Genomic DNA, 12,023 nt, shown 5'->3' with positions numbered 1-12,023 from the left:
CGCCAGTGTAAAGTGTGGCGCAATCCGGCAACATTCCGCACGATGTCCGACCCTGCCCGCCCGCCTCTCGTTCGCGTCGAACCGCTCGGCCAAACCTTCGAAGCGCCCGATTCACTGACGATTCTCGAAGCAGCCGGTTTCGCCAACCTGCGTCTGCCGCGTTCGTGCCGCAACGGAACGTGCCGCACGTGCCTATGCAAAATGACCGCGGGGCGCGTGCGCTACACGATCGAATGGCCGGGTCTCAGCCGGGAAGAAAAGGCCGAAGGCTATATCCTGCCGTGCGTGGCGATCGCGGAAACCGACGTGGTGATCGAAGCGCCGGACACGGTCGAATTACCGCCGCGCTGATCGCCCGCCCCACGCCCTGCATCGGCGCTAGCGAGCGCGGCTGCGGCGAACGCCATCGCAAGCCTTACCGCCGGCCGCCCATCGCGCGTTCGATTTTCTTGTCGGTGTTGTACTGGCTAAGTGCGTATACCGACCAGATCGCGGCCGGAATCCAGCCGATCAGCCGCCCTCTTTCATCTGTTTCAGAATCTTATAGACGGTCGCGCGCCCCATCGTGAGCACGGCGGCCACGTAGTTCGCGGAACTGCGGCCGCGAAACGCGCCTTGTGCGTGCAACGCCTCGACGATCTCCCGCTTATGTTCCCGCGTCAGCGCATTGATGCCGATTTGCCGCTCGCGCAGCCAGCCGTGCAAAAACGTGTTGATACGGTCTTGCCAGTCGTCGCGAAACAGTTCTTCCGCGGGCGCGTCCGTCAGATTGCCGCCTTTGATGAACAGATCGAGGGTCGAGCGCACGTCTTCGAACACCGCGATATTGAAGTTGACGCACAGCATGCCGGCTGGCTTGCCTTCGTCGTCGAACAGGATATTGCTCACGCAGCGCATGCGCCGCCCGTCCCAATTGAGCTTTTCGTACGGACCGATGGTCCGGCCGCGTGCCGCATAGTGCACTTCGTCGAGCACCGACGGCCCGCCGATTTCAAGCTTCGACAGGTTGTTCACGAGATACGCAATGGTCTGGTCGCGCAGGTCGTGAATCACGACTTCGGCGCACGGATAGAACAGCGCGGCGATGCCGTCGGCAATGGGCGCGTAGCGGTCCAGCAGCAGGTCTTTCACAGGAGAGACTTTGGTCTTGCCCATTGGAAATCGCAGTCTTCGAGGGATGCGGCGCCGCTCCGCACAGGTGAGCCGTTACGGGAGCGCCGGGGTTAAGCCAGCAAGCCGGGCAAACACAACAAGGTTGTGCTGCCCGGCACGTCAGCTCGCCATTGTAGCCACCTCGGTCGGCGGCGGCGACCGGGGTGGCAGAGGTTGATGCCGGTGCGTCGGCACTCGGTGAATTTTGTCCGCCTGGCGAGCGATTTTTTTTCGTGCGATAAAAGAACCATCTATTTCACGGAGCAACAGATGGCTACGCTCGAAGCGTTTCGCGCCGTGCTCGATGACGCAGGCACGCCGGAAATCATCCGCAATCACATCATCGATTCGCTGCAATACACGCTGCGCAATCATGGGCAGATTTTTACGTCGAAGGAAGTCGAATGGCTGGCCGGCTGGGATGACGCACGCATTCCACTCGCGGCATCGCGCGAGCTGCAAAAACGCGTCGCCGAAACCTCCCGCTGAACGTCACCCGCCTCTTCGCCCCCCGCGACGCCATGCCGCCCGCGGGCGGTCTTTCTCGCCCAAACCCCCGCCAGTTGGGCGGTTTGCCCATGCGCGGAAGTTTTTGCTATCCAATTAGCCCCGTTTAGTGCATCATATTGGAATAGCTGTATTCCGCATCCGTAGCACCGGCAGTCCAAATCGGCATCTCCGCACCACCCCCGACTGTTCGACCGCCGCCTGTCGGCGGTCCGTCACTCCGGCAATGCGCCGCATGCATTCGCCGTCGCGAGTTGTGCAGCTGAGTTGTTCAGCGTTTACGCGCCCGATGTCTGCGCGACATCAGCGTGTTTCTTCTCCATCGAATCCGCGATTTTGCGCGGCCGCGCTCAAGCCCTTGCCATCGGGCCTGTGCCAACCTTTTTCCATGGCGGCGCGCCCCAAGGTGCTGCGCTGCCCGGTCTGTCGTGCCGCGCGTAACACGCGTGACACGGCAGCCACGTAATACAGGACATGTGCATGATGAGTTCAGCAGTCAAGACCTACAAGGGTTACGAAATTCACCCGCTCGTCTACCCGCGCCGCCCGACGGACGCGCAGACGGGCCGCAATCCGGACGCAGGCTACGACGCATCGGTACGCATTTGCCGCGTCGGCGCCAATCCGGCGGTAGACGGCCGTGTGTTCCGTCTGCAGTATCTGTTTCCGTTCGACGGCACGGGCAAGGCACGCATTGCGTGCATGGCGCACGCCGAGCAGTTGATCGACGGCCGCATCGACGGCCAGTCCGTCGCCGATCTTTGAGCGGCAATATCAGCGCATCCGCTGCTGTTGCCGCACGGCGGGAGGCGCCTGAGCCCTCCGTCATACGTATCAGATGTTGCACCGAGCGGCGCTGCCCATCGACCAACACCCACTTATCCCATCGACCAGGAGTTATGCATGGCGAAAGAAGAACTGCTTGAACTTGACGGTATCGTCGACGAAGTACTTCCGGATAGCCGTTACCGCGTGACGCTCGACAACGGCGTCGTGGTTGGCGCTTACGCGTCCGGGCGCATGCGCAAGAACCACATCCGTATTCTCGCGGGCGACCGCGTCACGCTGGAACTGTCGGTTTACGATCTGACCAAAGGCCGGATCAATTTCCGTCACAAAGACGAGCGCGCCACCGGTGGCGGCGGCGCCCGCAATACGCAATTCCGCCGCCGTTGATGCCGGCGGCACGTTGACCGCGCTTTCTGAGCGATTCTCGCGTGACCGATTGCCAGATGCAGCTAGTTGTTCGCGAAGCCTTTCGCGCGCCTTCTCCGGCTTGACTCGATGATTCGGGCCTGAGCGGCGCGCCGCGGCGTCGCTTTGCTCTATCGCTTGCTTTATCCCTCGCTTCAGCGCCTGGTGCTTTCTGCCGCCAGCGGGTGTTTCGCACCCTTCCTCGCTTCCTGATTACAACCCGAACACCGCACCGAGATCGTCTCCGGCGGCGCTTCTGTGCACCTGCTCGACGACCCGCTCCCAGTGAGTTCATTGTTTTCACCCCGCAGTTACGCGGCATGGGCAGACGTGCACAGCCCGTCTCAAACGCAAGCTGCAGAGCGCCGGGCATGTGCGCCTAGGCATTCTTGCCATAGCAGCGGTTCGCGCCCGAGCGAGCGCGCCGACAGCCTGACGCGCCGGGTAAGTTATCCGACGAACAAATAGAAGCCTTCCGATTGCTTAAACTACACAAGCTATTTATTATCCTATTCAAGCTATAAATTACGCACAACGACTGCAAAGACGTAATGAGCTGACTTCCAACGGCGCAATACGTCTATCGCATGCGTCGTCGATAGTCGTTAGTTAGGATTCTTAAAATAATCGAAACATAATCTGCGCGGCGGGAATAAAGACCGACGTGCGGCTTGCGGTCGCAGTCTATGGCCGCAGTACACGCAGTACGACTACCACACAAAAACAGGGGCAATCACTTCTATATGTCGTACGAGAAATATGCAAAAAAAGAGATGTGCAGGCAAGCGGCACGATGCCTGTCAAACCAGTCCAGGTATCGGCGCGTCGTGGTTGAAAGTGAACGCGCGCCGCGTGCTTGCGGGTGCAACCGGTCTATCCCTTTCGCTGGCCCTCGCTGCATGTGGCGGCAACAACAGTAGCAGCAGCGATACGACTTCCGGAACGACACCGGCCCTCGAGAAGACGGCGGCATTAGCAGCCGCAACGCCTACCGTTCCGTTGGGCATGTCGCTGAAGATGAATACGAGCGGCCTGTCGTCGGACTCATCCGTTGACCGCTTCATTATCAAGTACAAGGATGGCACAGCTGAACGCGGATCAACGTCAGCGGTCCAGTCGAAACTTGACCGGCTGTCGGGCGCATTTCCCGCCAAGGCACGCCATCTCCGCCGAACGGGTGTTGGTTCTGACGTGGTTACGACTGCACGCAAGTTGAACGGCAACGACGCCCGGGCGTTCATGCGCGCGATTGCATCGGACCCGAACGTCGAATACGTGGAACCCGACATGGAAATGTCCGTCAACATGGTTCCGAACGACCCGGAATACAGCAAGCAGTGGGGCTTGACCTCGAACCTGATACCCGGCATCACGACAGCGGGAATACGGGCGGAGGGCGCCTGGGATAGGGCCGTCGGTTCCGGCTCCGTAATCGCCGTGGTGGACAACGGCGTGACCAGCCACAGCGACCTGAATGCCAACTACCTGCCAGGGTACGACTTCTCCACCAATCCCCGGGGCGGCAACGGCATGAACCCAGGTATCACCACGGAGAAATGTTCAGTCGTGTGGCACGGCACGCACGTGGCGGGCATTGCGGCAGCGCAGACGAATAACGGAGTCGGTATGGCCGGCGTGGCTCCCGCGGCGAAAGTTGTCCCGGTCCGTGTCATGAATGCCTGCGGGACAGGCTATACATCAAATATTGCTGATGGCATTGTGTGGGCCGCTGGCGGGAGTATTCCGGGCGTTCCGGCGAACGCGTACCCGGCCAAGGTCATCAATGTGAGTCTCGGCGGGGCAGGCTACTGTGAAACGACCTTACAGAATGCGATCGACTACGCGGTGAGCCGGGGGGCCATTGTTACAGCAGCAGCGGGCAACGATGGCATTAGCGCAACGAATTTTTCGCCAGCCAATTGCCGTGGCGTTATCAGCGTTGGCGCAACCCATCGGGGCGGGTTGAGGTGGGTTCGCTCAAACTTTGGTCCGGCTGTCGACGTTGCCGCGCCCGGCGACTCGATCTGGTCTGCCTACAACAACGGAACGGCAGCGCTGGGCACCGAAAGCTATTCGTACATGTCGGGCACGTCGATGGCCGCGCCGATGGTGAGTGGCGTTGCCGCGCTTGTGCAGTCCGTGGCTCGCACGCCTCTGACTTCAGCGGAAATGCGGACGCTGCTCGCCCAGAGTGTTCAGCCGTTTCCAAACGGCCAGCCGGATCGACCCGTCGGGCCGGGTATTCTGGACGCAAACGCGGCTGTCATCGCCGCAAAGTCTGGAAAGATTCCAGCGGCGGCGGATTTCAAATGCTCGCAAAGTCCGAACCTGATGCATCTCTCATGCACGGACCTGTCCACTGCCCGAGGCGCACCCATCAAGTCATGGGCCTGGAATTTCGGCAATGGCGGTGGTGACACCGTGTCCACGCAATCAGTCAATCCCGAGATCGACTTTGAACAGCCCGGGACTTATGAAATTGCGCTCTCAGTGACGGATATGGATGGAGCCGTTAGCAGGGTGACACGTCCGGTTCAGGTCAAGCCCCTGCTTGTGACGGATATAAACGACTTCGAATATGGACTGAGAATTGGACTACGACCTTCCGATGTGCTGTATTTCTCGGGCAATGTCGTGCGAAGCCAGGTTCATAGCTTGCGTGTTCCAACAAATGTGAAGTATCTGACGTTTACCCTTTCACCGGATACACGCAGCCAGATTGCGACACTGTCTGTCAAAGGCGGCACGGCTTCCATGGCCCATCCCGACTGTACGTCCGTCATGTCGGCGGGGAACGCCGCCACCTGCAAACTCATGTGGCCGGAGCCCGGGACTTATTACGCCATGGTGACCGCCGGCATGCCGCTCGATGGCGTTGCTATCAAGTACAAGGTTACCTGGCCGTACGAAGACCCGGGTAGTTAAACCAGCAGTGTGCCCATGTGTCGCCGTTCCGGACACAAGGGCACACTCCCTCGCATCATCTCCGGACCAGAGATAAATCCCCATTGAACGAACGCCAGCCGACGCATCTATGTCACTTATCCGTAGCGATGACACGGACGCTCTTGTTACCCGGGCGGATGCGCACTTCTCTGCGCTGCGATTCGGCGAGGCGATGAACGGTTACCGAAACGTGCTGGCTGTGCGCCCGCGCGACGCGCATGCGTTGCACCGAATGGGACTCGCCTCCGTTCATTTGGACCAGATCGACCAGGCGCGTGGATACCTTGAACAGGCTGTACAAGCCGCCCCTGACCAGGCTGAACTGCGGGAACACGCCGGCCTGCTTGCGGCGCTGAAGCATGACGATGCAGCGGCTGAAGCGCACTATCGTCGTGCGATCGCACTGGCGGGCAACACCGCGAGCCTGCACCGGAACCTCGCCGACTGCCTGCGTCGGTCCGGCCGCCTTCGTGAGGCAATGGCCCACTACAAACAATCCGTTGAAATCGACCCGGCGTTGCATCACGCGGTTCGCGCCATGGCACGGATCAGCACGCAGCTTGGAGCGATCGACGACGCCGCGGACTATTGGCTACGTGCATGGGCGCTCGACCCGGCCGACCTGCAAGACGGACTTGATCTGATTGCGGCACTGGCAAAGACCGCGCGTGCCAACCAACTGGAAAAAGCGATCACACAGATAAGAACGCGCTTCGCCGGCGATGCCGCGGCACTCAAATCGCTATCGTTCGTCCTGAACGCAAACGACCGTTTCAACGAGGCGCTCAGCGTAGCCAGGCAGGGACTCGCCATCGATCCACACTATCCCCTCCTGCATCACAACGCGGCACGAGCACTTAGCATAGGTGGAAGAACTGCCGAAAGCCGGCCACACAGCATGGAAGCTGCGCGACTCCTGCCGGACAACTCCTACATGCAATTTCACCTCGCGGGTGTGCAGCTTGCCCTCGGCGAATTCGAAGCGGGCTGGAAGCAGTACCGATGGTTTTACGAACTCCCTGACAAGAGAAAAGAGCTGGTTTATCCCAGCTTTCCCGAGTGGAAAGGCGAACCGGTTGCCGGGCGCCAATTCCTGCTGGTGGGCGAACAGGGGCGCGGCGATGAAATACAGTTCATCAGATTCGCTGAATGGCTGCATCGGCAAGGGGCAACGGTGGATGTGCTGGTCAGCGCGCCGATCGCGGAGCTGGCCACCAGCATGACGAGTGTGCGGACCGTATTGACCACCGTGCCGTCCGGCCCCTATGACTATTGGAGTTATATGCTACGGATGCCTGAATACATGAAACTCGATTTGCCGACACTCCCCATCGCGATGCCCTATCTCACCGCCAGGCCGGAAAAGATACAGTATTGGGAGGCTTACATCGATGCCATGTCGCCGCGCGGGGGCTCCACAAAACCCAGACGCGTCGGCGTTGTTTGGGCGGGTAGCCCATACCATGCGCTGGACCGTTACCGGTCCGTCCGACTGGAAGCGCTCAAGCCACTTTTGGCACTTCAAGGCGTGACCTGGTATTCAGTGCAAAAGGGCGACCGTGAGCATGAAAGCGAAGGCCTGGCGAATGAATTCGATGTGCACACGCTGGGACCCGCAATCAAGGACTTTACGGATACGCTCGCGATTCTTCACGCGTTCGATCTGCTCATCACCGTAGACACATCAGTCGCTCACCTGGCGGGCGCGGCGGGTTTGCCGGTCTGGGTGCTCGTGCCCGCCTACTCGGAGTGGCGGTGGTTGACAAACAGGACGGACAGCCCCTGGTACCCGTCAATGCGGCTATTCCGGCAGCAGGAGTTGGGCGAGTGGGACGAAGTTATCGAAGCAGTACGGGGTGAACTATCGAAATGGTGTGACGTGTAATCCACCAGCAGCCCCAGTGCGTCCTCAGCGCATTGCGACTCATGTTATGCGCCGGTTCGGTGCATAGCGATGCCGTGCCCCGCCAAGGTGCAGCCGGCTCCATACACCGGTCTGGCAACGCCATGATTACCTTCGCCTTTGTCAGCCGGCCGTCTTCTGGCACAGCCATTGCTTGAACGTTGCGTCCTGCAACGATGCCGGACACGACGAAGCCATCCCTGTCCTGGCTTCTCGATACGACTCGCTGGCCCGCGACGCACACGCTCGCGCGCTTCAGCACATAATTATTTGTCGAACAATGACGTTCGACTTCGCCGTAGCGGACCCAACGCCTGCGGCGACCCGAGAAGCCACACCCCATGCTGCGCGTCCTCCTCGTCACCGATACCGATAAGCCCATAGGCGATCTGCGCGATGCCCTCGCGCGGCTCGGCTACGATATGCTCGCCGGCACCGCGACACCGCAAGCGCTGCATCGCGTGGTCGAAAGCGAACGGCCGGACGTCATCATCATCGATACCGAATCGCCGTCGCGTGACACGCTCGAACAACTCGCCGTGATGAACGCCACTGCGCCACGCCCCGTGTTGATGTTCAGTCACGACGCCAACCAGCAACTGATTCGCGATGCCGTTGGCGCGGGCGTCACCGCTTATCTCGTCGAAGGACTGGAGACGGAGCGGCTCGCACCGATTCTCGAAGTCGCGCTCGCGCGTTTCGCGCAGGAATCGCAGTTGCGCGAACGCCTCGCGCAAGTCGAAAACGAACTCGCCGAACGCAAGCTGATCGACCGCGCCAAACGCCTGCTGATGGATCAGCAGAAAATCACCGAACACGCCGCCTATGCCAAGCTGCGCAAACGCGCGATGAACCAGGGCGTCAAACTCGCCGAGGTCGCACGCGCCATCGTCGCCGCGGCGGACTCGCTCAAATGAAGCGCTGCTCATGAACTCTCCCGCCCCCCTGACCTCATCGTCCGCGTCCACTCAGCTCGAGAAAACGCACCTGCGGCTCGGCTTCGTGTCGCTATCCGATGCCGCGCCGCTCGTCGCCGCGAAGCTGCTCGAATTCGGGCACGCCCACGGCTTGACGCTTGAGCTATGTCGTCAGCCGTCATGGGCCGCCGTGCGCGACAAACTCCTGTCCGGCGACCTCGACGCCGCGCACGCGCTCTACGGTCTCGTCTACGGTGTGCAGCTCGGACTGGGCGGTCCGCAAACGGATATGGCCGTGCTGATGGTGCTCAATCGCAACGGCCAGGCGATCACGCTGTCGAATCGTCTCGCCGACGCGTTGGCGGAACATGGCACCTTGCCCAGGGCTTTGGCCACGCTCGGCCGCAAACCCGTGTTCGCGCAGACCTTCCCCACCGGCACCCACGCGATGTGGCTGTACCACTGGCTCGCGTCGCAAGACGTGCATCCGCTGCGCGATATCGAAAGCGTCGTGATTCCGCCGCCGCAAATGGTCGCGGCGCTCGCCGAAGACAAGCTCGACGGCTTGTGTGTCGGCGAACCGTGGAATGCCATGGCCGAAGCTCGCGGCGTAGGCCGCACGGTCGCTTATACGAGCGAAGTTTGGCCCAATCATCCTGAGAAGGTGCTGGCGTGCCGGCGCGATTTCGTCAGCGCCAATCCGAATGCGGCGCGCGCGCTGGTGCAGACGATGCTCGAAGCGTGCCGCTGGCTCGACGGCGCTGGACATCGCACGGAGATTGCGCGTTGGCTCGCGCGGCCCGAATTCATCGGCATCGATGAAGCATTGATTGCGGCGCGGCTCGGCAATGAAGTGGCAACGTCGACGCCGCGACGCCTGCCGGTTCAGTTCTTCGACAACGGCACCGTGAATTTTCCGCACGCGATCGAGGGCGCGTGGTTTCTCACGCAGTTCGAGCGCTGGGGCATGATCGATGGGCACGCGGATTACGCCGGGATTGCGGCGAAGATCAATCAGACGCAGTTGTATCGCGAGGCCGCTGCACGCGTCGGCGTAGCGGTACCCGGCGACGCGATTTCGCCAATGCCAAGCGACGGCGAGGCGTAGGTGTAGTAGCCCTGGCAACATGCCACTCGCCGCTTACGCGCAATGCTCCAACATTCGCGCGCACCGCCCGCAGCACTGTCACCCGGCCTTACGCGCCGGAAACAGCACACTGACCACAAGCCCGCCACCCGACGCATCGCTCAGTGCGATAAGCGCACCATGAACGCGCGCGATTTCCCGCACGATCGACAATCCCAGCCCGCTGCCGTCGACTGCCTGAGTTGCCTCGCTGCGATAGAAGCGTTCGAAGACCGCATCGCGTTCACCGGCGGCAATGCCGGGTCCGTTATCGATTACCTGCAGCAGCGGCTGCGCGGCCTCCGATGCGACGCGTACGGTGATCACCGCCCCATCGCCGGAATAACGAATCGCGTTGTCGATCAGATTGCCCACCAGCTCCACGAGCAGATCGGTCTGGCCCATCACGTCGACACGAAGCGCCTGTTCGAAGCCGAGATCGATGCCGCGCGAGCGCGCCACCGGCGACCAGTCGAGCGTCACGCTGCGCGCCACTTTATGCAGCGGCACGGCGGCATGCATGACCGTGTACCCGCTATCCGCGTCGAGCCGCGACAGTGACAGCAATTGCTGGACGATGTGGCCCGCCTGCTGAACCGCGCGATTCAGACGGCGCAAATGCACGCCTTGCCGGCGGTTGCCGCCGGCGCTCACTTCGCCGCCTGCACTGCCACCGTCAATGTCACGTAAGGCCAGTTCGGACTCCGCCTGAATCACCGCGAGTGGCGTCTTCAACTGGTGCGCGGCATCGGTGAAAAAACGCCGCCGCGATAACTGCATCAACTGCGTGCGGCCGATGTACTGATTGATCGAATCGACCAGCGGCGCCACCTCGCTCGGCAAGCCAAAGGTATCGAGCGGCGTGGGATCGTCTTCGGCACGCGCGGAGACTTTCGCCGACAACCGGTTCAGCGGCCGCAAACCACGCGCGACACCTAGCCACACGATGCCGAGCGCGAGCACCACCAGCAGAAACTCCTGTTGCAACGACCCCGTCAGGATCTCGCGCGCCAACCCTTGGCGCTGTTCGATCGTCTCGCCGACTCTCACCAGCACCACCCGCGTCTGCGCACTCGGCACGTCGTGGACCGGCAGCCTCAGCATCGCGATGCGCAGCGGCCGGCCGCGAAACACGTCGTCGTAGAACTGCACACTGTAGGGCTCGGCGGGCGCCTTTCTGCCTTGCGGCAGATCAGGATAGCCGGTCACCACACGGCCACCCTCCTCGCGAATCTGATAGTAGATGTTGCCGCCGCCGTTCGATTCGAACATCTCCAGCGCCAGGTACGGCAGATCGACCTCGATCTGGCCGTCGCGCAAACGGATGCCGTCGCGAATCGAGCGGAGTGAAAATTCAAGCGTGCGATCGAACGCCGTGTGCGCCGCGTTCATCGCGCGTTGATAGGTGAGCCATGCATCGAGTGCGAGCAGCACGAGTAGCGGCAACAACAACCGGAGCGCGACCCGTATGCGCAGATTCGGCCGCGTCATGCGGCTTTTGCTTCCAGCAGATAGCCGAGCCCGCGCAGCGTCACGATACAGGCCGAACTGCGTTCGAGTTTCTTGCGCAAACGGTACACGTAGATCTCGATAGCATCGGCATTCACCGACTCGTCGAGCCCGAAGATTTTCTCCGACAACGTGTCCTTGTTGATCGCGCGCCCGTTGCGCAGGATCAGCACCTCGAGCACGGAACGTTCGCGCGGCGTCAACGCGAGCGGTTCGCCGTCGAGCGTGAAGCCGCGATCGACGCTGTCGTAAAGCAGCGTTCCGCACTGCGCGCGCAGCGGTTCCTGACCGTGACTGCGGCGCAGCAACGCACGCGCACGCGCTTCGAGTTCGGTCAGCGCGAAAGGCTTGGCGAGGTAGTCGTCGGCGCCGAGATCGAGGCCGCGCACCCGCTCTTCGACTGAGCCGTGCGCGGTCAGCATCAGCACGGGCACCGCGTTGCGGCGCGCGCGCAGACGGCGCAAAACCTCGAGACCGTCGAGCTTCGGCAAACCGATGTCGAGAATCACCAGCGCGTAGTCCTGCGTGCGCAGAACATGGTCGGCGGACTCGCCGTCATGCATGCAATCGACGGTCAGTTTCGCGCTGGCGAGCGCGTCCGTCAGCGAGCGGGAAAGGATCGGATTGTCTTCGACGAGCAACACACGCATAAACAGAATCCCAGGGAAATCCATGAGGCGGATTCGACCATTGTCACCGATTTCTTTCCAGAATTGAAAGCATTCAGAAAGCATTACTCCCTTACCATTCGCCTACACAAAACCAACAA

Annotated in this window: 11 protein-coding genes and 1 pseudogene; 8 read left to right on the top strand and 4 right to left on the bottom strand. The window is 61.4% G+C overall.

Going from position 1 to position 12,023, the window contains the following annotated elements; all coding sequences use genetic code 11:
* Positions 1-42 precede the first annotated feature (42 nt).
* Positions 43-351 (top strand): 2Fe-2S iron-sulfur cluster-binding protein, encoded by a 309-nt coding sequence (locus SB772_RS21290; RefSeq protein ID WP_410835183.1) that lies wholly within the window; start codon positions 43-45, stop codon positions 349-351.
* 64 nt (positions 352-415) lie between these two features.
* Here the strand turns inward: SB772_RS21290 and SB772_RS21285 are convergent.
* Both SB772_RS21285 and SB772_RS21280 read right to left on the bottom strand, forming a co-directional pair.
* Positions 416-514: pseudogene (locus SB772_RS21285) on the bottom strand (YqaE/Pmp3 family membrane protein); the annotation flags it as partial.
* The gene (locus tag SB772_RS21280) at positions 511-1,155 is read right to left on the bottom strand and encodes a transcriptional regulator (protein ID WP_410835182.1); all 645 of its coding nucleotides are present in this window, start codon (positions 1,153-1,155) and stop codon (positions 511-513) included. The gene SB772_RS21280 and the pseudogene SB772_RS21285, both read right to left, overlap by 4 nt.
* A gap of 267 nt (positions 1,156-1,422) precedes the next feature.
* On the opposite strand from SB772_RS21280, the gene SB772_RS21275 reads away from it, so the two are divergent.
* The 7 genes from SB772_RS21275 to SB772_RS21245 all read left to right on the top strand — a co-directional run bounded on the left by SB772_RS21275 (position 1,423) and on the right by SB772_RS21245 (position 9,727).
* A complete protein-coding gene (locus tag SB772_RS21275; RefSeq protein WP_040124600.1) occupies positions 1,423-1,641 on the top strand; it encodes a hypothetical protein in 219 nt (72 codons plus the stop codon).
* Between the two features lie 501 nt (positions 1,642-2,142).
* Positions 2,143-2,424, top strand: coding sequence for a hypothetical protein (locus SB772_RS21270; RefSeq protein ID WP_410835348.1), 282 nt, complete (start codon positions 2,143-2,145; stop codon positions 2,422-2,424).
* A 138-nt stretch (positions 2,425-2,562) separates the two neighbouring features.
* Complete coding sequence (gene infA / locus SB772_RS21265; protein WP_012427521.1) at positions 2,563-2,835, top strand: translation initiation factor IF-1; 273 nt, start codon at positions 2,563-2,565, stop codon at positions 2,833-2,835.
* Positions 2,836-3,612: 777 nt separating this feature from the next.
* Positions 3,613-5,778 carry a S8 family serine peptidase gene (locus SB772_RS21260; protein WP_410835181.1) on the top strand — a complete coding sequence of 722 codons (2,166 nt, stop codon included), beginning with the start codon at positions 3,613-3,615 and terminating at the stop codon, positions 5,776-5,778.
* Positions 5,779-5,887: 109 nt separating this feature from the next.
* Positions 5,888-7,684 (top strand): tetratricopeptide repeat protein, encoded by a 1,797-nt coding sequence (locus SB772_RS21255; protein ID WP_410835180.1) that lies wholly within the window; start codon positions 5,888-5,890, stop codon positions 7,682-7,684.
* Positions 7,685-8,043: 359 nt separating this feature from the next.
* The gene (locus tag SB772_RS21250) at positions 8,044-8,619 is read left to right on the top strand and encodes an ANTAR domain-containing response regulator (RefSeq protein ID WP_410835179.1); all 576 of its coding nucleotides are present in this window, start codon (positions 8,044-8,046) and stop codon (positions 8,617-8,619) included.
* A 10-nt stretch (positions 8,620-8,629) separates the two neighbouring features.
* Positions 8,630-9,727, top strand: a complete 1,098-nt coding sequence (locus SB772_RS21245) for a CmpA/NrtA family ABC transporter substrate-binding protein (protein WP_410835178.1) — start codon at positions 8,630-8,632, stop codon at positions 9,725-9,727.
* Between the two features lie 78 nt (positions 9,728-9,805).
* Here the strand turns inward: SB772_RS21245 and SB772_RS21240 are convergent, their stop codons facing one another.
* Together SB772_RS21240 and SB772_RS21235 are read right to left on the bottom strand one after the other, a co-directional pair.
* Positions 9,806-11,236 carry a sensor histidine kinase N-terminal domain-containing protein gene (locus SB772_RS21240; protein ID WP_410835177.1) on the bottom strand — a complete coding sequence of 477 codons (1,431 nt, stop codon included), beginning with the start codon at positions 11,234-11,236 and terminating at the stop codon, positions 9,806-9,808.
* The gene (locus tag SB772_RS21235; protein WP_410835347.1) at positions 11,233-11,904 is read right to left on the bottom strand and encodes a response regulator; all 672 of its coding nucleotides are present in this window, start codon (positions 11,902-11,904) and stop codon (positions 11,233-11,235) included. Before SB772_RS21235 ends, SB772_RS21240 begins: the two co-directional genes overlap by 4 nt.
* Positions 11,905-12,023 lie beyond the last annotated feature (119 nt).

The organism is Paraburkholderia sp. SIMBA_030, from assembly GCF_046535245.1.
GTDB lineage: Bacteria > Pseudomonadota > Gammaproteobacteria > Burkholderiales > Burkholderiaceae > Paraburkholderia.
Note: the sequence above shows the minus strand (reverse complement) of the source record. Positions and strands in the feature narration are given on the sequence as shown.

Coding starts and splice junctions, on each gene's coding strand:
- infA (WP_012427521.1), top strand. CDS start 2,563: ATGGCGAAAGAAGAACTGCTTGAACTTGACGGTATCGTCGACGAAGTA.
- SB772_RS21250 (WP_410835179.1), top strand. CDS start 8,044: ATGCTGCGCGTCCTCCTCGTCACCGATACCGATAAGCCCATAGGCGAT.
- SB772_RS21270 (WP_410835348.1), top strand. CDS start 2,143: ATGAGTTCAGCAGTCAAGACCTACAAGGGTTACGAAATTCACCCGCTC.
- SB772_RS21240 (WP_410835177.1), bottom strand. CDS start 11,236: ATGACGCGGCCGAATCTGCGCATACGGGTCGCGCTCCGGTTGTTGTTG.
- SB772_RS21245 (WP_410835178.1), top strand. CDS start 8,630: ATGAACTCTCCCGCCCCCCTGACCTCATCGTCCGCGTCCACTCAGCTC.
- SB772_RS21290 (WP_410835183.1), top strand. CDS start 43: ATGTCCGACCCTGCCCGCCCGCCTCTCGTTCGCGTCGAACCGCTCGGC.
- SB772_RS21255 (WP_410835180.1), top strand. CDS start 5,888: ATGTCACTTATCCGTAGCGATGACACGGACGCTCTTGTTACCCGGGCG.
- SB772_RS21280 (WP_410835182.1), bottom strand. CDS start 1,155: ATGGGCAAGACCAAAGTCTCTCCTGTGAAAGACCTGCTGCTGGACCGC.
- SB772_RS21260 (WP_410835181.1), top strand. CDS start 3,613: ATGCAAAAAAAGAGATGTGCAGGCAAGCGGCACGATGCCTGTCAAACC.
- SB772_RS21235 (WP_410835347.1), bottom strand. CDS start 11,904: ATGCGTGTGTTGCTCGTCGAAGACAATCCGATCCTTTCCCGCTCGCTG.
- SB772_RS21275 (WP_040124600.1), top strand. CDS start 1,423: ATGGCTACGCTCGAAGCGTTTCGCGCCGTGCTCGATGACGCAGGCACG.